The organism is Pseudomonas paraeruginosa PA7, from assembly GCF_000017205.1.
Lineage (GTDB): Bacteria > Pseudomonadota > Gammaproteobacteria > Pseudomonadales > Pseudomonadaceae > Pseudomonas > Pseudomonas paraeruginosa.
In genome coordinates, this window is sequence record NC_009656.1 from 1,939,881 (window position 1) to 1,965,691 (window position 25,811).

30 protein-coding genes are annotated in these 25,811 nt (G+C 68.1%); 12 read left to right on the top strand and 18 right to left on the bottom strand.

Going from position 1 to position 25,811, the window contains the following annotated elements; translation table 11 throughout:
• Positions 1-84: 84 nt before the first annotated feature.
• The 3 genes from PSPA7_RS09110 to PSPA7_RS09120 form a co-directional block, all read right to left on the bottom strand.
• Complete coding sequence (locus PSPA7_RS09110; protein WP_012074982.1) at positions 85-984, bottom strand: DMT family transporter; 900 nt, start codon at positions 982-984, stop codon at positions 85-87.
• Positions 985-993: 9 nt separating this feature from the next.
• Positions 994-1,329 carry a tRNA-binding protein gene (locus PSPA7_RS09115; RefSeq protein ID WP_003156572.1) on the bottom strand — a complete coding sequence of 112 codons (336 nt, stop codon included), beginning with the start codon at positions 1,327-1,329 and terminating at the stop codon, positions 994-996.
• Positions 1,330-1,393: 64 nt separating this feature from the next.
• Positions 1,394-2,158, bottom strand: coding sequence for an AraC family transcriptional regulator (locus PSPA7_RS09120; RefSeq protein ID WP_012074983.1), 765 nt, complete (start codon positions 2,156-2,158; stop codon positions 1,394-1,396).
• 146 nt (positions 2,159-2,304) lie between these two features.
• Here PSPA7_RS09120 and PSPA7_RS09125 point away from each other — a divergent pair, with 146 nt between their 5' ends.
• Complete coding sequence (locus PSPA7_RS09125) at positions 2,305-3,117, top strand: UDP-2,3-diacylglucosamine diphosphatase (protein WP_003156574.1); 813 nt, start codon at positions 2,305-2,307, stop codon at positions 3,115-3,117.
• Positions 3,114-4,169 carry a glycosyltransferase family 4 protein gene (locus PSPA7_RS09130; RefSeq protein ID WP_012074984.1) on the top strand — a complete coding sequence of 352 codons (1,056 nt, stop codon included), beginning with the start codon at positions 3,114-3,116 and terminating at the stop codon, positions 4,167-4,169. Before PSPA7_RS09125 ends, PSPA7_RS09130 begins: the two co-directional genes overlap by 4 nt.
• On the opposite strand, the gene PSPA7_RS09135 is transcribed toward PSPA7_RS09130, so the two are convergent.
• Together PSPA7_RS09135 and PSPA7_RS09140 are read right to left on the bottom strand one after the other, a co-directional pair.
• Positions 4,159-5,550, bottom strand: a complete 1,392-nt coding sequence (locus tag PSPA7_RS09135) for an adenylate/guanylate cyclase domain-containing protein (RefSeq protein ID WP_023443417.1) — start codon at positions 5,548-5,550, stop codon at positions 4,159-4,161. The genes PSPA7_RS09130 and PSPA7_RS09135 overlap by 11 nt on opposite strands.
• A gap of 216 nt (positions 5,551-5,766) precedes the next feature.
• Complete coding sequence (locus PSPA7_RS09140) at positions 5,767-6,084, bottom strand: Mpo1-like protein (RefSeq protein ID WP_003157543.1); 318 nt, start codon at positions 6,082-6,084, stop codon at positions 5,767-5,769.
• Positions 6,085-6,225: 141 nt separating this feature from the next.
• Here PSPA7_RS09140 and PSPA7_RS09145 point away from each other — a divergent pair, with 141 nt between their 5' ends.
• On the top strand, positions 6,226-7,239 hold the full coding sequence (locus PSPA7_RS09145; protein WP_012074985.1) for an AraC family transcriptional regulator: 1,014 nt from the start codon (positions 6,226-6,228) through the stop codon (positions 7,237-7,239).
• Positions 7,240-7,257: 18 nt separating this feature from the next.
• On the opposite strand, the gene PSPA7_RS09150 is transcribed toward PSPA7_RS09145, so the two are convergent.
• The 5 genes from PSPA7_RS09150 to PSPA7_RS09170 form a co-directional block, all read right to left on the bottom strand.
• Complete coding sequence (locus PSPA7_RS09150) at positions 7,258-7,902, bottom strand: ABC-type transport auxiliary lipoprotein family protein (RefSeq protein WP_012074986.1); 645 nt, start codon at positions 7,900-7,902, stop codon at positions 7,258-7,260.
• Positions 7,899-8,837 carry an MlaD family protein gene (locus PSPA7_RS09155; RefSeq protein ID WP_003157542.1) on the bottom strand — a complete coding sequence of 313 codons (939 nt, stop codon included), beginning with the start codon at positions 8,835-8,837 and terminating at the stop codon, positions 7,899-7,901. Before PSPA7_RS09155 ends, PSPA7_RS09150 begins: the two co-directional genes overlap by 4 nt.
• A gap of 1 nt (position 8,838) precedes the next feature.
• Complete coding sequence (locus PSPA7_RS09160; RefSeq protein ID WP_012074987.1) at positions 8,839-9,633, bottom strand: ABC transporter ATP-binding protein; 795 nt, start codon at positions 9,631-9,633, stop codon at positions 8,839-8,841.
• Positions 9,630-10,775 carry an MlaE family ABC transporter permease gene (locus PSPA7_RS09165; RefSeq protein WP_012074988.1) on the bottom strand — a complete coding sequence of 382 codons (1,146 nt, stop codon included), beginning with the start codon at positions 10,773-10,775 and terminating at the stop codon, positions 9,630-9,632. Before PSPA7_RS09165 ends, PSPA7_RS09160 begins: the two co-directional genes overlap by 4 nt.
• 64 nt (positions 10,776-10,839) lie before the next feature.
• Positions 10,840-12,294 (bottom strand): TrkH family potassium uptake protein, encoded by a 1,455-nt coding sequence (locus PSPA7_RS09170; RefSeq protein ID WP_012074989.1) that lies wholly within the window; start codon positions 12,292-12,294, stop codon positions 10,840-10,842.
• Positions 12,295-12,451: 157 nt separating this feature from the next.
• Between PSPA7_RS09170 and PSPA7_RS09175 the strand changes: the two genes are divergently transcribed.
• Together PSPA7_RS09175 and PSPA7_RS09180 are read left to right on the top strand one after the other, a co-directional pair.
• Positions 12,452-12,823, top strand: coding sequence for a YkgJ family cysteine cluster protein (locus PSPA7_RS09175; protein WP_033996518.1), 372 nt, complete (start codon positions 12,452-12,454; stop codon positions 12,821-12,823).
• Between the two features lie 64 nt (positions 12,824-12,887).
• Complete coding sequence (locus PSPA7_RS09180) at positions 12,888-13,448, top strand: NAD(P)H nitroreductase (protein ID WP_012074991.1); 561 nt, start codon at positions 12,888-12,890, stop codon at positions 13,446-13,448.
• Here the strand turns inward: PSPA7_RS09180 and PSPA7_RS09185 are convergent.
• The 7 genes from PSPA7_RS09185 to PSPA7_RS09215 form a co-directional block, all read right to left on the bottom strand.
• A complete protein-coding gene (locus PSPA7_RS09185; protein WP_012074992.1) occupies positions 13,429-13,908 on the bottom strand; it encodes a hypothetical protein in 480 nt (159 codons plus the stop codon). The genes PSPA7_RS09180 and PSPA7_RS09185 overlap by 20 nt on opposite strands.
• A gap of 42 nt (positions 13,909-13,950) precedes the next feature.
• A complete protein-coding gene (locus tag PSPA7_RS09190; RefSeq protein WP_003158035.1) occupies positions 13,951-15,288 on the bottom strand; it encodes a sensor histidine kinase in 1,338 nt (445 codons plus the stop codon).
• Positions 15,289-15,402: 114 nt separating this feature from the next.
• A complete protein-coding gene (locus PSPA7_RS09195; RefSeq protein ID WP_003091492.1) occupies positions 15,403-15,843 on the bottom strand; it encodes a Spy/CpxP family protein refolding chaperone in 441 nt (146 codons plus the stop codon).
• Positions 15,844-15,971: 128 nt separating this feature from the next.
• Complete coding sequence (locus tag PSPA7_RS09200; protein ID WP_012074993.1) at positions 15,972-16,649, bottom strand: response regulator transcription factor; 678 nt, start codon at positions 16,647-16,649, stop codon at positions 15,972-15,974.
• Positions 16,650-16,659: 10 nt separating this feature from the next.
• Entirely contained in the window at positions 16,660-17,037 is a 378-nt protein-coding gene (locus PSPA7_RS09205) for a hypothetical protein (protein WP_012074994.1), read from the bottom strand.
• Positions 17,038-17,163: 126 nt separating this feature from the next.
• Positions 17,164-17,463 carry a YciI family protein gene (locus PSPA7_RS09210; RefSeq protein WP_003091489.1) on the bottom strand — a complete coding sequence of 100 codons (300 nt, stop codon included), beginning with the start codon at positions 17,461-17,463 and terminating at the stop codon, positions 17,164-17,166.
• A gap of 1 nt (position 17,464) precedes the next feature.
• Complete coding sequence (locus PSPA7_RS09215) at positions 17,465-18,052, bottom strand: septation protein A (protein ID WP_012074995.1); 588 nt, start codon at positions 18,050-18,052, stop codon at positions 17,465-17,467.
• A 212-nt stretch (positions 18,053-18,264) separates the two neighbouring features.
• Here PSPA7_RS09215 and PSPA7_RS09220 point away from each other — a divergent pair, with 212 nt between their 5' ends.
• From PSPA7_RS09220 to PSPA7_RS09245, 6 genes are all read left to right on the top strand, one after another.
• Positions 18,265-19,152 carry a PHP domain-containing protein gene (locus PSPA7_RS09220; protein WP_012074996.1) on the top strand — a complete coding sequence of 296 codons (888 nt, stop codon included), beginning with the start codon at positions 18,265-18,267 and terminating at the stop codon, positions 19,150-19,152.
• Positions 19,149-19,778, top strand: a complete 630-nt coding sequence (locus PSPA7_RS09225; RefSeq protein ID WP_012074997.1) for an L-threonylcarbamoyladenylate synthase — start codon at positions 19,149-19,151, stop codon at positions 19,776-19,778. The genes PSPA7_RS09220 and PSPA7_RS09225 overlap by 4 nt, the downstream gene beginning before the upstream one ends.
• Before the next feature lie 35 nt (positions 19,779-19,813).
• Entirely contained in the window at positions 19,814-20,704 is an 891-nt protein-coding gene (locus tag PSPA7_RS09230) for a segregation and condensation protein A (protein WP_012074998.1), read from the top strand.
• Between the two features lie 142 nt (positions 20,705-20,846).
• Positions 20,847-21,845: an SMC-Scp complex subunit ScpB gene (gene scpB / locus PSPA7_RS09235; protein ID WP_012074999.1), complete on the top strand. Its 999-nt coding sequence runs from the start codon at positions 20,847-20,849 to the stop codon at positions 21,843-21,845.
• 81 nt (positions 21,846-21,926) lie between these two features.
• Positions 21,927-22,457: a hypothetical protein gene (locus PSPA7_RS09240; RefSeq protein WP_003155491.1), complete on the top strand. Its 531-nt coding sequence runs from the start codon at positions 21,927-21,929 to the stop codon at positions 22,455-22,457.
• A 116-nt stretch (positions 22,458-22,573) separates the two neighbouring features.
• A complete protein-coding gene (locus tag PSPA7_RS09245) occupies positions 22,574-22,756 on the top strand; it encodes a DUF1289 domain-containing protein (RefSeq protein WP_033996509.1) in 183 nt (60 codons plus the stop codon).
• A 6-nt stretch (positions 22,757-22,762) separates the two neighbouring features.
• Here PSPA7_RS09245 and gap read toward each other — a convergent pair whose 3' ends face one another.
• On the bottom strand, positions 22,763-23,767 hold the full coding sequence (gene gap, locus PSPA7_RS09250; RefSeq protein WP_003155487.1) for a type I glyceraldehyde-3-phosphate dehydrogenase: 1,005 nt from the start codon (positions 23,765-23,767) through the stop codon (positions 22,763-22,765).
• A gap of 129 nt (positions 23,768-23,896) precedes the next feature.
• Between gap and edd the strand changes: the two genes are divergently transcribed.
• Complete coding sequence (edd, locus tag PSPA7_RS09255; RefSeq protein ID WP_003155485.1) at positions 23,897-25,723, top strand: phosphogluconate dehydratase; 1,827 nt, start codon at positions 23,897-23,899, stop codon at positions 25,721-25,723.
• Positions 25,724-25,811 lie beyond the last annotated feature (88 nt).

Below are 25,811 nucleotides of genomic sequence, written 5' to 3' on the forward strand. Positions count from 1 at the left end.
CCCGGTCGAACCCCTTCCCCCCGCGTGTTCGACCGGGTTTTTTTATTCCGACCTGGCTTGCGCGCGCAGGCGGACCGGGCTGGATCAGGCGTGCCCGGGACCGGACCGGCGCGGGCTGGCGGGAGCCTTCCCGCCCGGGGCGCCGAAGCGCGCCGAGAGCACGATGGCGAGGATGATCAGCGCGCCACCGAGGAACATCCGCGGCCCCGGCGTCTCATGGAACAGCAGCCAGGCGAAGGCGATCCCGTAGACCGGCTCCAGGGCGAACACCAGGGCGGCGCTGCGCGCCTTGACCACCGCCAGGCTGGCGACGAACAGGCTATGCGCCAGGCCGGTGCAGAACACCCCCAGCAAGGCGAGCCAGAGCCAGTCCAGGGCCGGCAACGCCGGCAGTTCGAAGGCTGCGAACGGCAGCAGGCACAGGGCGACCACCAGGTTCTGCCAGAGCGCCGCCTGCACCGGCCCGATCTGTCCGCTATTGCTGCGGTTGGCCAGTGACAGCAGGGCGAACAGCAGGCCGGACAGGATCGCCCAGAGCAGCCCGAGGGTGGCGCCGCTGGCGAGGTCGAAACGCGGCGTCACCAGCACCAGGCCGAGGCTGACCAGGGCCACCAGCAGGACTTCGGCGAAGTGGATGCGTTCGCGGAACACAAGGCCTTCGAGGATCACGGTGAAGGCCGGGAAACTGGCGAAGCCGAGCGTGGCGATGGCCACGCCGCCGGTCTTCACGGCGATGAAGAAGCTTACCCAGTGTCCTGCCAGGAGCAGGCCGCAGCCGGCCAGGCGCAGCCATTGCGCCGGCCCCAGGGCTCGCCACAACTGGTGGCTGAGGCGGGCGAAGAGACCCAGGGCGACCACGGCGAACAGCGCGCGTCCGAACACGATCACCCCGGGGGAGGCGCTGGCCAGCTTGCCGAACACCCCGGTCAGGCCGAAGAGGAGGGCGCCACCGTGCAGGGCGGCGAGGGCGGAACGTCGATTCATGAAGATCCTTCAGGCCAGGCGCGCGCCATTGGGCAGGGGTTTGTCGAAGCCGGCCAGGACCACCTTGTCCTCGCTATCGTAGACCCCGGTGACCAGGATCTCCGAGCGTACCCCGGCGATCTGCTTCGGAGCGAAATTGCAGACGCAGAGGACCTGGCGGCCGACCAGTTCCTCCGCCTGGTAGTGCGCGGTCAGCTGCGCGCTGGAGGTGCGCAGGCCGTGCGGGCCGAGGTCGACCTCGAGGATATAGGCGGGCTTGCGTGCCCGGGGATTGGGAGTGGCGCTGAGGATAGTGCCGACGCGCAGTTCGACGCGCTCGAAATCCTGCCATTCGATGGTGTCCATGCTGACTCCTGGTCTGTCGATGGGCAGAGAGTAGGGAGTCGCGACGGGTTTGTCTGTCGTGCGGCTAGCCGGTTTTGTCGCGCGACTCGCGGCGCAGCTGGCGCGGAGTGACGCCGAACTCGCGGACCAGCGCCGCGGTGAAGGCGCTCTGCGAGGCGTAGCCGACCCGCGCGGCGATCTCGCCCACCGCCAGGCCGCTTTGCAGCAGCAGTTCATGGGCCTGGTGCAGGCGCCGGCTGCGCGCGTAGTCCATGGGCGTCTGCCCGGTTTCGGCGAGAAACAGGCTGTGGAAGCGCGCTACCGAGAGGCCGGCCAGCCGCGCCAGGTCGGCGACCTGCAGCGGGTAGGCGGCGTGGCGGTCGAGATAGGCGTCCAGGCTGGCCAGCGGCAGGCGTGGCCGCTGGCGCGGTGGTTGGCGCTCGCTGGCCAGGCTGGCGAGGAGCAGGCCGGCGCCCTGGTGGGCGATCACCGGATCGTTGATCGGCCCGCTGGCCAGCCAGCTCACCAGTTGGCCCTGGGCCGGCGTCAGCGGCAGCGCCTGCGGTCGTTCGAACAACCGCTGGCCGGCCTCTGCGTGCTCGCCGAGGCCGTGCAACAGGCTGCCGTCGCAGGGCAGGTCGAGGACCAGGCAATGGCTGCCGTCGGGGCTGGAACAGGCGTGCCGGGCCGCCGCCGGGACCACCGCGAAGGTCTGCCGCAGAACGCGGCTGCCGCGGCCGTCGACCTCGAACTCGAGGCAGCCGCTGAGACCCATGACCAACTGGGCATGGTCATGGCTATGGACGATCTGGTCGTGGTTGTAGTGGCGCAGGGAAAGGATCGAACCCATGGCGAAGCTCCCGGAGGCAGGCGATCAGTCTAACCGCTGGCGCCGCGCACAGACAGCCGTGGCCTGTCACGCAACGGTCGCGGGGTTGTCACAGTCGCTTCACCGGCTGCGGCCAAGATCGGAAAAACACCGTCGGAGATCCGCCGATGAGCACCGCGCAACGTTTCACCTCGAACCGCAAGCAGCGGGTCCGGACCTTGTGGATATCCGACGTGCACCTGGGAACGCGGGACTGCCAGGCCGAGCACCTGGCGGGGTTCCTCAAGCGCTACCACGCCGACCGCATCTACCTGGTGGGCGACATCATCGACGGCTGGAAGCTGCGTGGCGGCATCTACTGGCCGCAGGCCCATACCAACGTGATCCGCCGCCTGCTCACCCTGAGCAAGCGCGGCACCGAGGTGATCTACGTCACCGGCAACCACGACGAATTCCTGCGCCGCTACTCGAGCCTGGTGCTCGGCAACATCCGCCTGGTCGACGAGGCCGTGCACAGCACCGCCGACGGCCGCAAGCTGCTGGTGATCCATGGCGACCAGTTCGACGTGATCACCCGCTATCACCGCTGGCTGGCGTTCCTCGGCGACTCCGCCTACGAGTTCACCCTGTTGCTCAACCGCTGGCTGAACCACTGGCGGCGGCGCTGGGGCTACGGCTACTGGTCGCTGTCGGCCTACCTCAAGCACAAGGTCAAGACCGCGGTGAACTTCATCGGCGACTTCGAGGAGGCCATCGCCCACGAATGCCAGAAACGCGGGCTCGACGGAGTGGTCTGCGGGCATATCCACCATGCCGAGATCCGCCGCATCGATGGTATCGACTACCTCAACTGCGGCGATTGGGTGGAGTCCTGCACGGCACTGATCGAGCACTGGGACGGCAGCATCCAGCTCTACCGCCTGGCCGAGGAGCAGGCGCGGTTGGCGGAGCGCGCCGCGGCCGTCGAGCCGGCGGCATGAGGTTGCTGATCGTCAGCGACGCCTGGTTGCCGCAAGTCAACGGAGTCGTCACCAGCCTGCTGGCGCTGCAACGTGAGCTGGAGGGGCTGGGCCACCAGGTGCGCGTGCTCTCGCCCGACGACTTCCGTTGCCTGCCCTGTCCCGGCTATCCGGAAATCCCCCTGGCCTGGAACCTCTGGCGGCTCGCTGCCCTGATCGAGGCCTTCGCCCCGGACGCCGTGCACCTGGCCACCGAGGGCCCGCTCGGCTGGGCTGCCCGGCGCTGGCTGGGCAGGCGCGGCATGGGCTTCACCACGGCGATCCACACGCGCTTTCCCGAATACGTGCGCGACCGCATTCCCTGGCTGCCACTGTCCTGGGGCTACGCTTTCCTGCGCACCTTCCACCGGCCCAGCGAGGCGGTACTGGTGAGCACCCCGCGCCTGCGCGAGGAATTCGCCAGTTGGCGCTTCCAGCGCCTGCGGCTGTGGCGCAAGGGGGTCGACACCGGGCTGTTCCGGCCCGCCGAGTCGCCGGCTGAGGATCGGCGGGAGCCGGTGTTCCTGTATGCCGGGCGGCTGGCGCCGGAAAAGAACCTGGAGGCGTTCCTCGACCTCGAACTGCCGGGCGAGCAGTGGCTGGTGGGTGACGGCCCGCAACGGGCGGCGCTGGAGCGGCGCTATCCGCGGGCGCGCTTCCTCGGCTATCGGCATGGCGAGGCGCTGGCCGATGCCTACCGGACGGCCTCGGTGTTGGTGTTCCCGTCGCGCACCGATACCTACGGCCTGGTGATGCTCGAAGCCCTGGCCTGTGGCGTGCCGGTGGCGGCCTTCGCCGTACCGGGCCCGCTCGACGTGCTGCGCCAGGGCGTGACCGGCGTCATGCACGAGGACCTCGGCGAAGCCTGCCGCCAGGCCCTGGCGCTGGACCGCGAGGCTTGCGCGCGCTGGGCGCGGGAGCAATCCTGGCGGGCCTCGGCGGAGGAGTTCCTGGCATTGCAGGCGTGCTGCCCGCGGGCGGCCTCGGAGTGGACGCAGGAGTTGCCGGCGGCGCTCGACCGGCTCAGAGGATGACCTTGTCGCGCAGGCGCTCGGCGGCCTGCTGCAGGGCCTGGATGACCCGTTCCTTGTCGTAGTTCTGGATGTTGTTGGTATCCAGGTACATGGAGAAGCCTGGCAGTTCGTGCTCGACGTAGCTGGGCGCGGCGCCGAGGTCGCGGCGCGAGTCCACCACCTGGTAGATCTGCACCGGCCGGCTGAAGCCCTTGACCGTGATCTGGCCCTTGTCGCGGCACATGATCACGTCCTTGACCAGCGAGTAGGTCTCGTGGGAAATGAGGATCTCGCCGGCTTCCGAGGCGCTTTCCAGGCGGCTGGCGAGGTTCACCTCGCGACCGATGATGGTGTAGTCCATGCGCGTGTCGGCGCCGAAGTTGCCCACCGTGCAATAGCCGGTGTTGATGCCCATGCGGATTTCCAGCGGCTTGGTGATGCCCTGGGCCCGCCACTGCTGGCGCAGCACCTTCATGTGCTTGCGCATGGCGATGCCCATCGATACCGCCGCCACGGCGTCCTTCTTCGCGCCCTGGGTACTGGGGTCGCCGAAGAACACCATGACGCAGTCGCCGACGAACTTATCAATGGTGCCGCCGTACTTGAGGGCGATCTTCGACATCTCGTTGAGGTAGTTGTTGAGCAGGTCGGTCAGCGCCTCGGCCTCCAGCTCCTCGGAGAGTTCGGTGAAGCCGCGGATATCGGAGAAGAACACGGTGAGCTTCTTGCGCTGGGTTTCCAGGCGCACGCTCTTCTTGCCGCTGAAGATCATCTCCCAGACCTGCGGCGACAGGTACTTGGCCAGGTTGCGCGCGAGCCGCGCGGCCTTTTCCTGCTCGCGGGCGATCTCCTGGCGCACCTGGGCCAGGCGCAGGCCCTGCTGGTGGCCGAAGAAGGCGGTGATGCAGATGTACAGGCCGCAGAACAGGATGCTCACCGCCGCCACTTCCACCGGCGTGGTGCCGAGCAGCGGCGGCGCGGCGAGGACGGTGACCAGCAGGGCGCTGCTGGCCGATACCAGCAGGGCCATGCCGAGCAGGCGCAGGCCGCCGATGACCAGCGCGGTGAAGCTGAGCACCAGCAGGAACATCAGGCTGGGGACCACCGAGAAGCCGAGCAGGGCCATGCCCAGGCCGCAGTGCGCGGCGTCGACCGCGAGCAGGACGCGGGTCACCTTGCGCGGATCGTGCTGGCGGAAGCGCTGGCCGAGATGGTAGGCCAGGTGCGGGTAGAGCAGGGCGTACGGCACCATCCAGAGGATGCCGTAGCTGAAATACTGGGTATAGGTTCCCGCCGCGATGCTGGCGCCACACGCGATATAAGCCAGCACGCGCGAATAGTATTCGCGCATGGATGCGACGGACCGGCTCGTCGGCGAGCGGTCGGGGAGGGTGGGCTTCATGCGCTGGAGAGGATCCCTGTGTATTTTCGTCCCGGCTCTGCCTCGTGAGCGCTCCGCCGGGGAATGGCGGCTGGCCAGGTTGCTGGCGGAATCTTAACCAAGCGTTTGCGTGGCGGCCAGTGACAGCTGATCGATTGTTCAGGGAATGCACGTGCGCCCGGGACCGACGGTCGTGCCGGGAGGGCGACCGGCCAGGGGGGCCGGCCGCGCGGGGCGTCAGAAACGGATGCGACCGGTGAAGGCGTCCTTGAGCATCACCCAGTCGCCCATGAACGACCACAACGGATACTTGAAGGTGGCCGGGCGGTTCTTCTCGAAGACGAAGTGGCCGACCCAGGCGAAGCCGTAGCCGACCAGCGGCAGCGCCAGCAGCCACAGCCACTGCTGGCTGGCCAGCGCGTGGAAGAGCACCGCCAGCACCAGCAGGCTGCCGACGTAGTGCAGGCGACGGCAGACGGCATTGCTGTGCTCCTGCAGGTAATAGGGGTAGAACTCGGCGAAACTCTGGAAACGCTGGACGTCGGGGCTGCTCATGGGATGCCTCCTCTCGTTGTGTCGGTCCAGTGTAGGCGGGCAGGCCGATACCACGGATGACATACAGGGCCAGTTTAGTATCCTTGGGCCGCCAGGCCAGCCGATGGCCAGCATTGTGCCCCCCAGAACAAGAAGAGACCGATGCCGGAACGTACTACCTTGTCCAGTTGGGTCCAGGGCATCGTCCTCGCCCTGGAGCTGGAAGGCCTCGACGGGCGCCAGCTGTTCGCCGAGCTGGGCCTCGACTACCAGGCCCTGCAGGATCCCGACGCGCGCTTTCCCCAGGACGCGATGAGCCGCCTGTGGCAGCGGGCAGTGGCGCTCAGCGGCAATCCGGCGATCGGCCTGAACATCGCCCGGGTCCGCCGGCCGGCCTTCCACGTGGTGGGCTATGCGCTGATGTCGAGTCGCAACCTGGCCGAAGGCTTCGCTCGCCTGGAACGTTACCAGCGGATCATCGCGGAAGCGTCCGACCTGACTTTCCGCCGCACGCCACAGGGCTATCGGCTGGGCGTCACGGTGCATGGCGATCGACTGCCGGCGCCGCCGCAGAGCGCCGAATGCTCGCTGGCCTACCTGGTGGACATGGTCCGCTGGATCACCGGTCGCGCGCTGGACCCGCTGCTGGTGGAGCTGCCCGGCGCGCCGCGCGAGCCGCTGGCGCCCTACAGCGAGCTGTTCCGCGCGCCGCTGCGTTTCCATGCCGAGGAGTACGCGCTGGTGTTCTCCCGCGCCGACCTGGAGGCCCCGCTCCCCTCTGCCAACGAGGCGCTGGCCCAATTGCACGACCGTTTCGCCGGCGACTACCTGGCGCGCTTCGGCAGCAGTCGCATCACCCACCTGGCCCGGCAGACCCTGTGCCGGCTGCTGCCGCAGGGCGAGCCCAGGCGCGAGCGGGTGGCGCAGGCGTTGCACCTGTCGCAGCGCACCTTGCAACGACGCCTCCAGGAAGAAGGCACCAGCTACCAGCAACTGCTCGACGACACGCGCCGGGAGATGGCCGGACAGTATCTCCAGCAGCCTGGCCTGACCTTGCTGGAAGTCGCCTACCTGCTGGGTTTCGCCGATCCGAGCAATTTCTTCCGGGCGTTCCGCCGCTGGTTCGGTTGCACGCCCAGCGAATACCGCGCGCGCTGGCAGGACGGGCCGGGGTAGCCGGCCAGTCCACGCGGTTCAGGGCTGCGCGGAGGGTTGTGCAGCGGCCTGGCGCAGGGTCCAGTCGAGGACCTGGGCCGATAGCGTATCGGCGGCCTTGCCGAAGGCGCTGACCACTTCCGGAACCTTCCTGCCATCCACCGGCTGGCGTACCTCGAAGCGCCGGCTGGCGATCACCCGCTTGTCGTCGCTGCGCACCAGTCGCGCGTCGTAGCGGATCAGCGCGGTGGCCTGGCCGTTCGGGTATTCGGTCTGGAATGCGCGCAGGTCGCCGCCCAGTTCGAAATCGGCCTGCAGGTTGCTGTCGTCGCTGCTCAGGCCACGGACCCGGCCGTCGGCCTGGAACGCCTGCATCAGGCGATCGCGCAGCAGCGCCGGCGCCGGGTCGCTCCAGCGCGCGCCCTGGTACACGCTGATCTCGTCGCCCTGTGGGCGCACCGCGATGCGCGGGCTCTCCAGCACCAGGCTGGTGCGCGGCCGGGCGATCCGCAGCGACCAGTCGACCGGCCGCGCGACGGCACTGGCCGGCGGGTTGTGCACCGGCAACAGGTAAACCTGCAGGACCTGCGCCTCCGGCAGGATCGAACAGGCGCCGAGAGTGGCGAACACGACCAGGCCGGCGGCCAGGGACAGGCGACGCAGCGGGCGAAGGGCGACCATCATGGGGTGAACTCCTTGGTTTTTTCCCGGCCCAGCAGGTAGTTCGCCGGGTTTTCTTCCAGGCGCCGGCTGATCCCGCGCAGCGCCGCCAGGGTGTCGCGCAGTTCGCTGACCGCCGGACCGAGCTCGGCGATGCCCTGGATACCGCCGTCCAGCGAATGGCGGTTTTCGCTGATCAACTGGTCGAGGGTAGCACTGGTGCGTTCCAGCGAGGCCATGGTCTTGCTGGCATTCTCCAGCATCCCTTTGCCCTGCTCGTTGAGCAGACCATTGGCGTTGCGCATCAGTTCGCTGGCCTGGGCCAGGGCGGCGTTGGCCTGCTTGCTGGCCTGGGCCAGTTGCTGCATCACCGCGCTGACGTTCTCGCGCTCGGCGGAAAGCGCGCCGGTGGCCTGGTCGAGATGATCCAGGGTGCGGCTGATGCGGGCGCTGTTCTCTTCGGAAAGCAGGTTGCTGAAACGCGCGATGAGCTGGTTGATATTGCCCATCAGGTCCTCGCCGTTGCTCAGCAACTGGGTCAGTGGCGAGGGCGTGGCGACGATAACCGGGATCTTCCCGTCCTTGCCTTCCAGCATCGGGCTGGAGGGCGTGCCGCTGCTGAGCTGGATGATCGAGGTGCCGGTGATCCCGGTGAGCGCCAGCTTGGCCGTGGTGTCCTGCTTGATCGGCGCGCTGGCCACCACCCGGATGCGCGCCCAGACCTTGCGCGGGTCCTGCGGGTCGAGGCGGAGGAAGGCGACGTCGCCGACCTTGATCCCGCTGTACTGCACCGAACTGCCCTGGGACAGGCCGCTGACCGCCTCGTTGAAGACGATGTCGTAGTAGTTGAACTTGCCCTCGGAGCCTGACTTGGCCAGCCACAGGCCGAAGAGCAGGGCGGCGCCGATCACGATCACGCTGAACAGGCCGATCAACACATGGTGGGCTCGGGTTTCCATCTCAGTGGTTCTCCAGCACGGCGGCGACTTGGTGGGCGGCGCGCCCGCGCGGCCCGTGGAAATACTCGCGGACCCAGGCGTCGTCGGTGGCGGCGACCCGCTCCAGGGTATCGACCACCAGGACCTTCTTCTGCGACAGCACGGCGACCCGGTCGCAGATGGTGTACAGGGTGTCGAGGTCGTGGGTGACCAGGAACACGGTCAGTCCCAGGGCGTCGCGCAGGGTGCGGATCAGGTTGTCGAAGGCGGCCGCGCCGATCGGATCGAGGCCGGCGGTGGGCTCGTCGAGGAACAGTATGTCCGGGTCCAGCGCCAGGGCACGGGCCAGGGCGGCGCGCTTGATCATGCCGCCGGAAAGCGAGGCCGGATACTTGTCGCCGGCATTGGCCGGCAGCCCGGCGAGGGCCAGCTTGACCTGGGCCAGGTGCTCGGCGTCGGCGCGCGGCAGGCCGGCGTTCTCGATCAGCGGCAGGGCGACGTTCTCGACCACGGTCAGCGAGGAGAACAGCGCGCCCTGCTGGAACAGCACGCCGAAGCGCCGCTCGACCAGCGAACGGCGCTCTTCCGGCAGTTGCAGCAGGTCCTCGCCGAACACCCGCACGCTGCCCGAGGTCGGCCGGCGCAGGCCGACGATGCTGCGCAGCAGCACCGACTTGCCGGTGCCGGAGCCGCCGACCACGCCGAGGATCTCGCCGCGGCGGACGTCGAGGTCGAGGTGCTCGTGCACGGTCTGGGCGCCGAAACGGTTGCACAGGTCGCGCACCTGGATGATCGCCTGCGGGTTGTCCTGGCTCACCAGCCCATCTCCATGAAGAACAGCGCGGCGAGGGCGTCGAGCAGGATCACCACGAAGATCGAGTGGACCACGCTGGTGGTCGTGTGCTCGCCCACCGACTGCGCGCTGCCGCTGACCTTGAAGCCTTCCAGGCAGCCGATCACGGCGATCAGGAAGGCGAACAGCGGGGCCTTGCTGATGCCGACCAGGAAATGCTGGACGCCGATGCCGTCCTCCATGATCGACAGGAACATCGCCGGCGGGATGTCCAGGGACCAGGCGCAGACCGTCATGCCGCCGACGATGCCGCAGAGCATGCCGACGAAGGTCAGCATCGGCAGCGACACCAGCAGCGCCAGCACCCGCGGCAGCACCAGCAGTTCGATGGGGTTGAGGCCGAGGGCGCGGATCGCGTCGATCTCCTCGTTGGCCTTCATCGAACCGATCTGCGCGGTGAAGGCGCTGGCGGTGCGGCCGGCCATGAGGATCGCGGTGAGCAGCACGGCGAATTCGCGGAGGAAGGAGAACACCACCAGGTTGACCGTGTAGATGGTCGCACCGAAGTTGGCCAGCACCGTGGCGCCGAGGAAGGCGATCACCGCGCCGACCAGGAAGGTCAGCAGGGCGATGATCGGCACCGCGTCCAGGCCGCTCTTCTCGATGTTCGCCACCAGCGGCGTGACCCGCCAGCTGGCCGGGCGGACCAGGCTGCGGAGCAGGGTTTCCAGGGTCAGGCCGATGAAGCCGAGGAGCGCCTTGAGGTGCAGCCAGAAGGTCTCCATGGCACAGCCGATGCGCGCCAGCAGTTCGATGGCGGTGGTCGGCGGCTTGGGTTTTTCCGGTTCGCAGAAATCGTGCAGGGCGTGGCCGACGGTCTTCAGCAGGGCCTGGCGCTCGCGCGGCAGGCCAGGCTCCAGCTCGGCGAGGTCGGCCAGGCGTTCGGCGCCGAGCAGCTCGGCGAGCAGCGCGGCGCCGGCGGTATCCAGGGCGCCGAGCTGGCTGAGGTCGAAGCTGGCGTCGCCCGCCACCTGGCTGCGCAGGCGCGTCACCTCGCGCTCCAGGGCCGTGTAGTGGGCGAGCGTCCAATCACCTATGGCTCTGACGCGGGCGGGCTGGGTGGAACTATCCAGGCTCACGTGGCCGGGTTGCGGCTGAGTCGTCATGGTGCAGAAGCTTACACCGGCTTTTCAGTCCCTGAGTAGAGACATTGCGGCCAGGGTCCGCCGCTCAGTGGCGCCAGAACGCAGGGGTCAGCAGAACCAGCACGGTGATGATTTCCAGGCGGCCGAGCAGCATGCCGGCGGCCAGCAGCCACTTGGCGGCGTCCGGCAGGCTGGCGAAGTTGCCCGAGGGGCCGATGATCGGCCCCATCCCCGGCCCTACGCCGGCCACGGTGCTGGCGGCGCCGGTGAGCGCGGTCATCCAGTCCAGGCCGATCAGCGACAGGCCGAGGGCGAGCAGGCAGACGACGATGGCGAAGAAGAACGAGAAGGTCAGGATCGAGCGGACGATCTCCTCGTCCAGGCGGTGGCCGTTGTAGTTCTGCTTGAGCACCGCGCGCGGGTGGATCAGCTGGTAGAGGTTGGCCTTGAGCAGGGTGTAGGCGACCTGGAAGCGGAAGATCTTGATGCCGCCGGCGGTGGAGCCGGAACAGCCGCCGATGAAGCCGAGGTAGAAGAACAGCATGATCGAGAAGTGGCCCCACATGCTGTAGTCGCCGAGGGCGAAGCCGGTGGTGGTGACCACCGAGGTGACGTTCACCGCGACGATGCGGAAGGCGTCCATCCAGGGCAGCCTGGAGGTCAGCGCGTACCAGGTGCCCATCAGCAGCCACGTCACCAGCAGCAGGCCGAGCAGGCCGCGCACCTGCTGATCCTTGATCAGCGCCCGGCGGTGGCCGCGCAGGGTGGCGACGTAGAGCGCGAACGGCAGGCTGCCGAGGATCATCACCGCTACCGCGGTCCAGTGCACCGCCGGCTGCTTCCACTTGGCCAGGGACTGGTCGGAGGTGGAGAAACCGCCGGTGGAAATCGCCGACATGGCGTGGTTGACCGCGTCGAACGGGCTCATGCCGGCGCCCCAGAAGGCCAGGCTGCCGAGGAGGGTGATGCCGACATAGGTGGCGACGATGTACTTGGCGACCATGTGCGAGCGCGGCATGACCTTTTCCGAGCGGTCCGAGGACTCGGTCTGGAACAGGCGCATGCCGCCGATCCGCAGCATCGGCAGGATCGCCACCGCCATGGCGATGAAGCCGATGCCGCCGAGCCAGTGCAGCAGCGAGCGCCAGATGAGGATGCCCGGCGACATGTCGTCCAGCCCGCTGAGTACGGTGGAGCCGGTGGCGGTGATGCCCGACATGCTCTCGAAGAACGCGTCGGTGTAGCTGATGTGCTGCTGCAGGACGAACGGCAGGGCGGCGAAGATGCACACCAGCACCCAGCTCGACACCGTCAGCATGTACATGTCCCGTGGACGCAGGTGGACGTGCTCGGGGCGACCGGGAAGGACCAGGCCGAGGCCGCTGACGAAGGTGGCGACGCTGGACCAGATGAAGGCCTGGATGCCTTCGGTACGGTCGAAGGCGAGCATGGTGAGGATCGGGACCAGCATGCTGGCGGCCAGAGTGATCAGGAAGATGCCGATGATGAAACCGAGGGTGCGTAGGGTCGGCAAGGCCATGGATCGTGGGGCTCTGGGCGGTGGCGGACCGGTCATTCTACCAGCCGTCCGCGCAGAGTAAATCCGCCGCTGCGCCCCTCTTCACAGCCGCCGCGAAATCGCTAGAATCTCGCTTCGCCCGCCGGCGCTCGCCGGTTTCTCTGGTGTTCTGCCAACCATGTCCACTGACAATCCGTGTCTTACCTGCGGCGCCTGCTGTGCGCATTTCCGTGTGTCCTTCTACTGGGGGGAATGCCGTTCCGCGGGCGGCGTCGTGCCCGATGAGCTGACCGTCCAGGTCAACCCGCAGATGGTCGCCATGAGCGGCACCGAGAGCAGGCCGGTGCGCTGCGTCGGACTGCTCGGCGAGGTCGGTTGTGGCGTGCGCTGCACCGTCTACGAGCAGCGCTCCAGCACCTGCCGCGAGTTCGAGGCGGCCTGGGCCAACGGCCAGCCGAACCCCGCTTGCGACGCCGCGCGCGCCGCCTACGGCCTGCCGCCGCTGACGCCACCGCTGCAACCGCACCTGGCGCCGGGGCGGGTCGCCTGATACTGGGCGGGGGCCCGGCGATTGCGTCTACAATGGCGATTTCGTCTTCGACAGGAGTTCGTCCATGGAGGCCCTCGACGCCTTGCTCAACCGCGTTTCCCACGCCCGCCTGAGCGACCCCGCGCCCTCGCCGGAGCAGCTCGACCGGCTGCTGCGGGTTGCCCTGCGCGCGCCTGACCATGGCCAGTTGCGGCCCTGGCGCTTCATCGTGGTGCAGGGCGAAGGCCGCAAGGCTCTCGGCGACCTGTATGCCCGCGCCCTGGCGACCCGCCAGCCGGACGCCACCGAAGAGGCGCTGGCCAAGGCCCGCAACATGCCGCTGCGGGCACCGCTGCTGGTGGTGGCGGTCGCCTGCCTGCAGGACCATCCGAAGGTGCCGCACGGCGAGCAACTGCTGGCCGCCGGCTGCGCCGCCCATGGCCTGGTGCTGGGTGCCTATGCCCAGGGACTAGGGGCGATGTGGCGGACCGGCGAGATGGCCACCGATCCGGTGGTGCATGCCGGCCTGGGACTCAACGAACAGGAACGGATCATCGGTTTCGTCTACCTGGGCACGCCGTTGGGCGAGTTGCGCACCCCGCCGCAGCTCGATCCGGCAGCCTTCGTCAGCAACTGGCCGGGCTGAGTGGCAACAGCAGGCGCACGCACCAGCGCGCGCCCCGGACGTGCCAGAGCAGGCGGCCGCCCTGCCAGCCGGCCAGGCGTCGGGCCGCCTCGATGGCCGCGGGCAGCCAGCGCTGGCCTTCTTCCGCCTGGCCGAGGATGTCCAGGCGCAGGCGGCCACGGCGGGCGTCCAGTAGCGGGCTCAGCGTGATGCGCTGCCACGGGCGCGCCTGCGCGGCGCCGCCGAGCAGGCTGTAGAGCGCTTCGTGCAAGGCCGGGCGCCAGCTTTCCAGTGGCCAGGTGCCGCGCTCCGGCAGGCTCAGTTCCAGACGCGTCCAGCGTTGCCGCAGTTGCTGGGCGACCTGCCCCAGCTCGACCGCCAGAACCAGCGATTGCGGCTCGTCGCCGGGAGGTTCCGGCGGCGGCGCGATGGCCTGGGCGAGAGGGAGTTCATCGAGGAACAACGAAGCGGGAAGAGTCATGCCGGATGCTCCTGGGGAATTGCCGCGCGTCCGGGCGCGGCGTCATTCGGTCGCCTTGCGCCGTAGCGGCAGGCTGAGGGTGGCGATGAAGCCGCCGTCGGGATGGTTGCCCAGGCGCAGGTGCCCGCCGTGGCGCTCGATGGCGCGGCGGGCGATGGCCAGGCCGAGGCCGTGACCCGGGCTGCTCTGGTTGGGGGCGCGGAAGAAGGGTTCGCCCAATTGGTCCTGCAGCTCGGCGGCAATCCCCGGTCCATGGTCGCGGACGCTCAGGCGCAGGTAGTCGCCGGCGCTGCTGGCACGCACTTCCAGCGGTTGGCCGACGGGGTTGAAGCGCACGGCGTTGCGCAGCAGGTTGTCCACCGCGCGTTCGAACATGTCAGGCCAGCCGTCGATGTTCAGGTCGTCGGCCACTTCCAGGCGGATGTCCTGTTCCGGGGCCAGCAGCAGGGCGTCCTCGCGCAGGCGCTGAAGCAAGGGCAGCAGGTCGATCCGCTGGCTGGCGCCGGGCTCGGCGTCGAGCCGGGCGAGGGCGAGGATCTCGCCGATCAGCGCTTCCAGGCGGTCGCATTCCTGTTCCAGGCGCGGCCACATCTGCGCCCGCGCTTCCGGTTCGGCGCGTTCGGCCAGGGCCAGGGCGATGCGCAGGCGCGCCAGCGGCGAGCGCAGTTCGTGGGACACGTCGCGGAGCAACTGACGCTGGCTGCCGATCAGGCTTTGCAGGCGTTCGCCCATGCGGTTGAAATCGCGCGCCAGGGTGCCCAGTTCATCGCCGCGCCGCGCCAGGCGGGCCAGGCTGTCCTTCTGGTAGGCGGTCTGGCCGAGGTCGTGCACGGCACGCCGCAGGCGGTTCAGCGGACGGGTGATGGACAGCGTCAGCAGCAGGCTGAACAGGGTCAGCACCACCAGCGCGATGCCCAGCGCGCTGAGCGGCCAGAGCAGGCTGCCGCGGTGCCAGGCCTCCAGCTCCGGATGCGGGATGCGATAGATGAACAGGTAGGTATGGTTGCTCTGCGGGCTGACGTATTCCTGGCTCAACTGGCGCCAGGGGAAGCGTGGCAGGTTGCGGTCGCTGGTGCGCGGCGGGCGATGGTGCGGGCGCGGCAGGTAGGTGCCGTCGACCAGGCGCTGGCCGCTTTCATCGAGCACCTGGATGGAAATCCCGTAGTCACGGCGGCGTTGCTCCAGCAAGCCCTGGGCCGCGTAGCTGCCCTGTTCTTCGTAGAGGGCGGTCCACTGCTCGGCGAGATCCTTCAGGCCAGGATGGCGGGCGATGATCCAGGTGTCCTGGTTCAGCGCACGACCCAGCAGGATGGACAGCCCGGCGACCAGCAGCAGGGCCAGCCAGAAGGCGGCGAGGATTCGCCAGAAGAGTGAACGCATGGTTTTCCTGTTGAATCGCATGTCGGGCCGGCCGCGTGGGTAAACCCCTAGGATATGCGATTCCGGCTGGACGGAAGACCGCTACCGGAGGACCCGGTAGCGGTGGCTCGGACGTCAGTTGGACTTCTTGTCGGCCTTCCATTGCTGGAATTCGGCCCACTCTGCCTTGCGCTGCTCGCGCTTCTTCTGCAGTTCGTCGAACTTCTTCTGCTGCTCGGGGGTGAGCAGGGCGCGGATGTCCTTCTGGGTCTTCTCGTGGCTGGCCTTGAGTTCGTCCTTGAGGGCCTTCTGCTCGGCCGCCGGCAGCTTGGCCAGGTAGCGCTGGGTGATCTCGTGGCGGGCCTTCATCTGCTCGCCCATCAGCTTGCCCATCTGCTGGCGCTGCTCGCGGGTCAGGTTCAGTTCCTTCATCGGTCCGCCATGCCGGGGACCGTGCTGGCCCATCATGTGGCCGCCTTCCATCGGCGGGGGCGGCAGGTCGTTGGCGGCGGGCGCGGCCATGGCGAACGTCGGCAGGGCGGCGGCGATGAACAGGGCGGTTAGCGTCTTGCGCATGGTGTTTCTCCTTTCTGGGTCCGGCCATTTACCGGATGAGCCCAGTCTAGGGAGGTCAAGGTCAAGCGCGGTCAACCCTGGGTAAAGCTTGGGTAAAGAGCGGCTGCCGTCAGGCTGACGAAACCCGCTCAGTGGCTGTAGTAGTAGCCGCGGCCGCGCAGGGCGAGGATGCGCGGGCTGCCGTCGGGGTGGCTGCCGAGCTTCTTGCGCAGGTTGCTGACGTGCATGTCCAGGCTGCGGTCGTAGAGGGTCAGCTTGCGGCCCAGCGCCAGTTGCGCCAGGGCCTGCTTGTCCAGCGGCTCGCCGGGCTGGCGCAGGAGCGCTTCGAGGATGCGGCTCTCGGAGAGCGTCAGGCTGATTTCCTGGCCGTCGATCTGCGCCACGCCGCGGGTCAGGTTCAGCGACAGGTCGCCCAGCTGCATCTGCGCGCTCGGCTGCACCGGATGGCTGCGCCGCAGCACGGCACGCAGGCGCGCGGTCAGCTCGCGCGGGTCGCAGGGCTTGGCCAGGTAGTCGTCGGCGCCCAGCTCCAGGCCGAGAATGCGGTCCAGCGGTTCGCCGCGGGCGGACAGCATCAGCACCGGCAGGTCGGGATGATCGCCGCGCAGTTGCTTGAGCAGTTCCAGGCCGCTACCGTCGGGCAGCATGACGTCGAGCACCACGGCGTCCGGGGTCTGTTCGGCGAGGGCGCGGCGGGCCTGCGCGCCGTCGTGGCTGGCGCGCACGCAGAACCCTTCCTGGACCAGCCAGGTACCGAGCAGCTCGCAGAGCTCCCGGTCATCGTCGATCAACAGCAGTTCGCTCATCGGGTGTCGCTCAATTGATCCATTCGCGTCGCTGTCGCCGGCGGCCTCGGCTCAGGGCGCCGAGAACGAACGCGAGCAGGGCGGTGGCGGCGCCGGCGACATACCAGGTCTGTTCTTCGCTGAGCAGCGGCGGTTGTTGCTGCGCCCGGGCCATCCGCAGCTGCTCGCGCAGCTGGCGGTTCTCCTGGCGCATACGACTGACCAGTTCGTCGCGCTGGCGTTCCGTTTCCGCCAGGCGTCGTTCCAGTTCGACCGGGCTTGTGGCGACGGACGGCGTGGCCTGCGGCGCGACCGGCGCGGTGGGCGGAGCGACGGGGTCTTCGGCCTGGGCCAGGGAGGCCGCCAGGCCCAGGCTCAGCAGCAGGCATTGGGCAGTCGAGGGACGCATCGTGACTCCTTGTACCGATGAAGCGACGGATCGCACTGTCTGCCCGGGTCACCACAAACCGTCAGGCCGGTCGGCCGCGTTGCGGCTGGCGCCGGGCCTCGCGGCGGCGGCGCTCGGCCGGTTGCCTCAGGGCAGGACTTTCTTGAACGGCTTGACCACCACCTCGGCGTACACCCCGGCGGCCCGGTAGGGGTCGGCCTCGGCCCAACTCTGCGCGGCGGCCAGCGAGTCGAACTCGGCGACGATCAGGCTGCCGGTGAAGCCGGCGGCGCCCGGGTCGTTGCTGTCGATCGCCGGATGCGGGCCGGCGAGCACCAGGCGGCCTTCTTCCTTCAGCTGTTCGAGGCGCGCCAGGTGGGCCGGACGGCTGGCCAGGCGGCGTTCCTGGGAGGCGGGGATATCACGGGCGATGATCGCGTAGAGCATGTCAGTCCTTGGGCTTTTCGCCGGTATCGGCGTCGTGCAGGTGGCGAGCCAGGAAGATGCCCTGGCCGATCAGGAACAGCAAGGTCATGCCGAGGCTGCCGAATACCTTGAAGTCCACCCAGAAGTTCGGATAGGTGAAGACCACGTATAGGTTGGCGAAGCCGCACACCAGGAAGAACACCACCCAGGCGATGTTCAGGCGTACCCAGAGGCCCTGCGGCAACTGGATGGCGTGGCCCATGATGCGCTGGATCATCGGCTTGTCGCCGATGAAGTGACTGCCGGCGAAGGCCAGGGCGAACAGCCAGTTGACCAGGGGCGCCTTCCACTTGAGGAAGGTGTCCTCATGGAAGGCCAGGGTCAGGCCGCCGAGCACCAGGCAGGCGCCGAGGGTGAACCACTGGCTCTTTTCCAGGTGGCGATGCTTGAGCCAGAGAGCGCCGTAGACGATCACCGAGGCGAGGATCAGGGTCGCGGTCGCGCCGTAGATGCCACTCAGATTGAACCCGGCGAACTCGACGTTCTGAGGGTCTATCTTGTAGACGATGAAGAACAGGACCAGGGGGATGAAATCGATGAATTGCTTCATGGTGGCAGTCAGGACACGGTTGAAGCGGCATAATAGCAACCTCTGGATGTTCTGAAACAGTCATCCTGTCTTTCCGAATGCGTCAGGCCCGCCGCGCCCGCGCGTTCGCCAGGTGGAGCGGGCTCCACGAACCCATGAACGGTACGTCTCGATACCGCGAGGCAGCGAACCGGCGCTGCTTCATCGTTATTCATTGGAATCAGGATTCAGCCATGCGTGTCGATCTGCATTGCCACAGTACCGCCTCCGACGGCGTTCTCGCGCCCGCCGCCCTGGTGCAGCGAGCCCATGAGAAGGGCGTCGGGCTGCTGGCGCTGACCGACCACGACACCCTGGAGGGCCTGCCGGAAGCCCATGCGGCGGCGACCCGGCTCGGTATCGAGCTGGTCAACGGCGTCGAACTGTCCTGTACCTGGGGCGGTGCCACCATCCACGTGCTCGGTTATGGCTTCGCTCTGGAGGCCGAGCCCCTGCGCCGGGCCACCGAGGCCCTGCACCAGGGGCGCTGGGCGCGCGCCGAGGAAATCGACCGGCGCCTGGCGGCCAAGGGCATGCCCGGCGCCCTGCACGGCGCGCGGGCGATCCAGCGGGCCCTGGGCGACAGCGGCAACGCGCCGGCGCGACCGCATTTCGCCGAGTTCCTGGTCCAGGGCGGCTGGGTCAAGGATCGGGCCGAGGCGTTCCGCAAGTGGCTGGGTGCCGGCAAGCTGGGCGACGTCAAGCAGCACTGGCCGACCCTGGAGGAGGTGGTCGGTTGCCTGCGCGAGGCGCGCGCCTGGATCAGCCTGGCGCATCCGTACCATTATGATTTCACCCGCACCAAGCGTCGCCGCCTGGTCGCCGACTTCCTCCAGGCCGGCGGGCACGCCATCGAGGTGGTCAACGGCGTGCAGCCGGCCGAGCAGGTCGGTACCCTGTCGATCCTGGCACGCGAGTTCGGCCTGATGGTCACCGCCGGTAGCGACTTCCACGCGCCGGGCGATTGGTCCGAGCTGGGCATGTACCGTGCGGTCCCCGAGGACCTGCCGGTCATGTGGCCGCGTTTCGCCAGGCATTTTCGCGATACCGAACGTCATTCCGAAGCCAAGGGGGCCGAATGAGCCAGTTCTTCCAGATCCATCCGGAAAATCCTCAGCCACGGCTGGTCAAGCAGGCCGTGGAGATCGTCCGCCAGGGCGGGGTCATCGTTTACCCCACCGATTCGTCCTACGCCCTGGGCTGCCGCATCGGCGAGAAGACCGCGGTGGATCGCATCCGCCGCATTCGTCAACTGGACGACAAGCACAACTTCACCCTGGTCTGCCGCGACCTTTCCGAGCTGGGCGTCTATGCCAAGGTCGACACCGGCCTGTTCCGCCTGCTCAAGGCGCACACCCCCGGTCCCTACACCTTCATCCTCAGCGCCACCCGCGAAGTGCCGCGCATGCTCCTGCACCCCAAGCGCCGCACCATCGGCCTGCGCGTGCCGAACTGCCCGATCGCCCGGGCGCTGCTGGAGGAGCTGGGCGAGCCGCTGATGAGCGTGAGCCTGATCATGCCCGGCAGCAGCGAGCCGCTGAACGATCCCTATGAAATGCGCCAGGTCCTGGAACACCAGGTCGACCTGATCGTGGACGGTGGCTACGGCGGCGGCGAGGCCTCCACCGTGATCAGCCTGACCGACACGGATCCGGAAGTGATCCGCGTGGGTTGTGGCGATCCGGCGCCGTTCATGCAGCCGGCCTGAGCGCCGTCCGAATTCCGTACACCATGAGCCGACCCATGCAGGACGATCTCCCGGCCAACGCCGACTCCCCCGTAACCGGGCCTGCCGCCGAGCGGGTGCCGGTGCAACTGGCGCTGGTCTACGGCGAGGCGGTCACCGAACTGCCGCAGGACCTCTATATCCCGCCGGACGCGCTGGAGGTCTTCCTCGAGGCCTTCGAAGGCCCGCTCGACCTGCTGCTGTACCTGATCCGCAAGCAGAACATCGACATCCTCGACATACCGGTGGCGGAAATCACCCGCCAGTACATGGGCTACGTCGAGCTGATGAAGGCGGTGCGCCTGGAACTGGCCGCCGAGTACCTGGTGATGGCGGCGATGCTCGCGGAGATCAAGTCGCGCATGCTGCTGCCACGCTCGGCGGAGGCCGAGGAGGAAGAGGAGGACCCGCGCGCCGAGCTGATCCGCCGCCTGCAGGAGTACGAGCGGTTCAAGAAGGCCGCGGAAGACCTCGACGAGCTGCCCCGGGTCGGCCGCGACGTGCTGGTGCCGCTGGTGGCGGCGCCCGAGGCGCGGGCGCGCAAGCTGCTGCCGGAGCTGGCGCTGCAGGAGCTGATGCTGGTGATGGGCGAGATGCTGCGTCGCGCCGACCTGTTCGAGAGCCACCAGGTGACCCGCGAGGTGCTGTCCACCCGCGAGCGCATGAGCGAAGTGCTGGAGCGCCTGAAAGGCGGCGCCTTCGTGCCGTTCATCCAGCTGTTCACCCTGGAGGAGGGCAAGCTCGGCGTGGTGGTGACCTTCATGGCGATCCTCGAACTGGTCAAGGAACAACTGGTGGAACTGGTACAGAACGAGGCCTTCGGAGCCATCCACGTGCGCCTGCGGGTGGCCGCCGGGGCGGAAGAGGGCGAGGCGCTGGAGGAGGCCCTGGAGGACGATTTCGAGTGACCGCGTTCGCTGCCGTCGCCGGGCGCCCGACGGGCTTTTCCGTCGCGCCGGCTTCGTCCCGGCGCGCGTCCTGTTAAGCTGTGCGCGCCTGGCTCCACTATCTTTCTTTCCACTTCTCCTGGCTCCGGTATCCGTTGCGACGATGAACCTGTCCGATCCCCACGAACTCGCCACCCTGCTCGAAGGCATCCTCCTCGCCGCCGGCAAGCCGCTGTCGCTGGAGCGCCTGGCCGAGCTGTTCGACGAGGCCGAGCGGCCGGAGCCGGGGCAGTTCCGCGACGCCCTGGCGATCCTCGCGTTGTCCTGCACGGGACGGGCGTTCGAGCTGAAGGAAGTGGCGTCCGGCTACCGCCTGCAGATCCGCGAGCGCTTCTCGCCCTGGGTCGGCCGGCTCTGGGAGGAGCGTCCGCAACGCTATTCGCGGGCCTTGCTGGAAACCCTGGTGCTGATCGCCTACCGCCAGCCGATCACCCGCGGCGAGATCGAGGAGATCCGTGGCGTCGCGGTGAACACCCAGATCGTCAAGACCCTGATGGAACGCGAGTGGATCCGCATCGTCGGCTATCGCGAGGTGCCGGGGCGTCCGGCGATGCTGGCGACCACCAAGGCGTTCCTCGACTATTTCAACCTGAAGAGCCTCGACGAACTGCCGCCGCTGTCGGCGTTGCGCGAGATGGAGCCCGAACCGGAACCGCCGGTCGAAGTGGCGCCCGCGGCGCAGCCGCCGCGCGACGATCTCGACGAGGATGCGATTCCTGCCTCGATCCAGGCCCTGGCCGATCGCGCCATCGCCGAGGCCGGGGAAAGCCTCGAGGAGATCGAGGGGGAGGCCGGCGAGCCGGAGAAGCCGCGCGAGGAAACCAGCTTCCGCAGCCTGCTGCTGGAACTGGACGAGATGGAGCAGGGCCTGAAGACCGACTTCGACGACCTGCTCGACCCTCCGGAGCCCTCGGAGCAGGGCGACGAGTCCGCCGAGCCAGCGGCTGGGCCGATTCCCGTGGTCGCGGAGCAAGCCGTCGAGCCTGCCGTCGCGGAGGCTGTCGCGGGCGCCGATCCCGATGACGAAGAGCGCGCCCTGGCGGAGGCCATGCGCGAGGAGCGCGAGGCACTGGACGCCGACGATGACTGGCCGCGCCGCTGACCGTCGTTCCACCCTGTAGAATTCATCCGGCCGTGCCGTCGAGGCCGGTCCGCTCCGTTTCATCGACCCTGGAACCCGCCCATGAAAGACACCCTGAACGAACTGATCACCCTCATCAGCACCGGCTGCATGGGCGCCGAGGAAATCCAGCGGATCGCCGACGAGGCGGCCCAGGCCTACGCCGATCCGGCAGGGTTCCTCGCCGCCAACCCGGACATCAACTACGACGACAGCTTCCCGATCCCGCTCGGCGAATGGGTGGTGGTCGGCAGCCTGCCGGACATCGTGTTGTTCCAGGCCGACACCTATGCCGAGCTGTTCGCCCGGATCGTCGCCTCCTTCGGCAAGGACGTGGCGTTCAACATCAAGCCGAAGCAGTTGCTCAAGACCGAGCCGCTGGTCGCCCTCAACCGTATCCAGGTGCAACTGAGCAGCATGTACCCGGAAAAGGGCGGCTACGTGCTGGTGGATTTCAGCGAGCCGCTGGACGACGAGCTGCAGGCGGTGCTGGTCTATACCCAGGACCTGCCGCGGGTCATGGCGCTCTGCGTCGAGGCCGGCATCTATGCCGCGCCGGCCTACGAAAGCCTGCGCGACGCCGGGGCCGAGTGAGGATTCGGGCCGCTCGATCGGCCCGATAGGCATTTCCGCCTGGACGCCGGCCCGCCGCCTGGCGTGAAGTGGTGGGCGAGGAGCGCATCCGGTCCGCGCCGAAAAAGGGGGAACGCTTGAAGAGTCCTTGCATCAATATCTGTGAGTTCGACGCCGACGTGTGCCGTGGCTGCGGTCGCACGCGCCAGGAAATCCGCGTCTGGAAGCGCGCGGACAAGGTCGAGCAGCGGCTGATCCTCGCCGAAGCCGACCTGCGCCTGCTGGCGTTGCAGGCGCGCGGTCGGCGCAAGTTCCGCTGAGGCGCGTCAGTCGCGGGCGGCGGCCAGCGCCAGGGCGCTGTCCAGCATGCGGTTGGAGAAGCCCCACTCGTTGTCGTACCAGGCCATCGCCTTGACCAGCCGACCGCTGACCTTGGTGTGGTTGGCGTCGAAGATCGACGAGCGCGGGTCGTGGTTGAAATCCACCGACACCAGCGGCAGGGTGTTGTAGCCGAGCACCGGAGAGCCCTCGCTGGCCTCGCGCAACAGGCGGTTGACCTCGTCTACGCTGGTATCCCGGGCCACCTGTACGGTGAGATCGACCAGCGACACGTTGATCACCGGCACCCGCACCGCCAGCCCGGTGAGCTTGCCGGCGAGTTCCGGCAGGACCAGGCCGACCGCCTCGGCGGCGCCGGTCTTGGTGGGGATCATCGACTGGGTCGCCGAACGGGCGCGATACAGGTCCGGGTGGTACACGTCGGAGAGGTTCTGGTCGTTGGTATAGGCGTGGATGGTGGTCATCAGGCCGTGCTCGATGCCCAGCTCGCGATGCAGTACCTGGGCCACCGGTGCCAGGCAGTTGGTGGTGCAGGAGGCGTTGGAGACGATCCGATGGGAGGCGCGCAGCACTTGGTGGTTGACGCCGTAGACCACGGTGGCGTCGACGCCCTTGCCCGGCGCCGAGATCAGCACCTTGCCGGCGCCGGCTTGCAGGTGGGCGGCGGCTTTGTCGCGGCTGGTGAAGAGCCCCGTGCACTCGAGCACGATGTCCACGCCGAGGCTCTTCCAGGGCAGTTCCGCCGGGTTGCGGATGGCGCTGACGGCGATGCGGTCGCCCATCACCCGCAGGCTTTCGGCATCGTGCTCGACCTCGCCGGGAAAGCGTCCATGGACGCTGTCGTGCTGGAACAGGTGGGCGTTGACCGCGGCGTCGCCGAGGTCATTGATCGCCACCACCTGCAACTGCTCGCGGTAGTGGCCGGTATACAGGGCGCGAAGAACGTTTCGGCCGATGCGGCCGAAGCCGTTGATGGCCAGGCGGATAGTCATAATGAGGTCGTCTCTTTTCTATTGTTGTGGTAAAAACCATTACATTTCGTCCATAAAGAAAAGTAAACATCCTTCAACCGATGATTATGTTGTAAAAACAACAATTGATAGTCTGTAGGAGAATCTGCCATGCACCCTCGTGTGCTCGAAGTCACCCGCCGCATCCAGGCCCGTAGCGCGGTCACTCGCCAGCGCTATCTCGAGATGGTCCGGGCGGCGGCCAGCAAGGGGCCGCACCGCGGCACCCTGCCGTGCGGCAACCTCGCCCACGGGGTCGCGGCCTGCGGCGAAAGCGACAAGCAGACCCTGCGGCTGATGAACCAGGCCAACGTGGCCATCGTTTCCGCCTACAACGACATGCTCTCGGCGCACCAGCCGTTCGAGCGCTTTCCGGGGCTGATCAAGGAGGCGCTGCACGAGATCGGCTCGGTCGGCCAGTTCGCCGGTGGCGTGCCGGCCATGTGCGACGGGGTGACCCAGGGCGAGCCGGGCATGGAACTGTCGCTGGCCAGCCGCGACGTGATCGCCATGTCCACCGCCATCGCGCTGTCGCACAACATGTTCGATGCGGCGCTGTGCTTGGGCGTCTGTGACAAGATCGTGCCGGGCCTGCTGATCGGCTCGCTGCGCTTCGGCCACCTGCCCACCGTGTTCGTCCCGGCCGGGCCGATGCCGACCGGCATCTCCAACAAGGAAAAGGCCGCGGTGCGCCAGCTGTTCGCCGAGGGCAAGGCCACTCGCGAAGAGCTGCTGGCCTCGGAAATGGCCTCCTACCATGCTCCCGGCACCTGCACCTTCTATGGCACCGCCAATACCAACCAGTTGCTGGTGGAAGTGATGGGCCTGCACCTGCCCGGTGCCTCCTTCGTCAACCCGAACACCCCGCTGCGCGACGAACTCACCCGCGAAGCGGCGCGCCAGGCCAGCCGGCTGACCCCGGAGAACGGTAACTACGTGCCGATGGCGGAAATCGTCGACGAGAAGGCCATCGTCAACTCGGTGGTGGCGCTGCTCGCCACCGGCGGCTCGACCAACCACACCCTGCACCTGCTGGCGATCGCCCAGGCGGCCGGCATCCAGCTGACCTGGCAGGACATGTCCGAGCTGTCCCATGTGGTGCCGACCCTGGCGCGCATCTATCCGAACGGCCAGGCCGACATCAACCACTTCCAGGCGGCCGGCGGCATGTCCTTCCTGATCCGCCAGCTGCTCGACGGCGGTCTGCTCCACGAAGACGTGCAGACGGTCGCCGGCCCCGGCCTGCGCCGCTATACCCGCGAGCCGTTCCTCGAGGACGGCCGGCTGGTCTGGCGCGAAGGCCCGGAGCAGAGCCTCGACGAGGCGATCCTGCGTCCACTGGACAAACCGTTCTCGGCCGAGGGCGGCCTGCGCCTGATGGAAGGCAATCTCGGTCGCGGCGTGATGAAGGTCTCGGCGGTGGCGCCGGAACACCAGGTGGTCGAGGCGCCGGTGCGGATCTTCCACGACCAGGCCAGCCTGGCCGCGGCCTTCAAGGCCGGCGAGCTGGAGCGCGACCTGGTCGCCGTGGTGCGTTTCCAGGGCCCGCGGGCGAACGGTATGCCGGAGCTGCACAAGCTCACGCCGTTCCTCGGAGTCCTGCAGGATCGTGGCTTCAAGGTGGCGCTGGTCACCGACGGACGCATGTCCGGGGCTTCGGGCAAGGTGCCGGCGGCCATCCATGTGAGTCCGGAAGCCATCGCCGGCGGTCCCCTGGCGCGCCTGCGCGACGGCGACCGGGTGCGGGTCGACGGAGTGAGCGGCGAATTGCGGGTGCTGATCGATGAGGCCGAGTGGCAGGCGCGTAGCCTGGAGCCGGCGCCGCAGGACGGCAATCTCGGCTGCGGCCGCGAGCTGTTCGCCTTCATGCGCAACGCCATGAGCAGCGCGGAAGAGGGTGCCTGTAGCTTCACCGAGAGCCTCAACGGCTGGCGCTAGTTCTGATAGGTCGACCTTCGCCGGCGCTTGGCTGGCGCAGGTCTCTCCGGCAAGATCTGCCGACCGTCCCGCCTGGCGCGGGGCATTG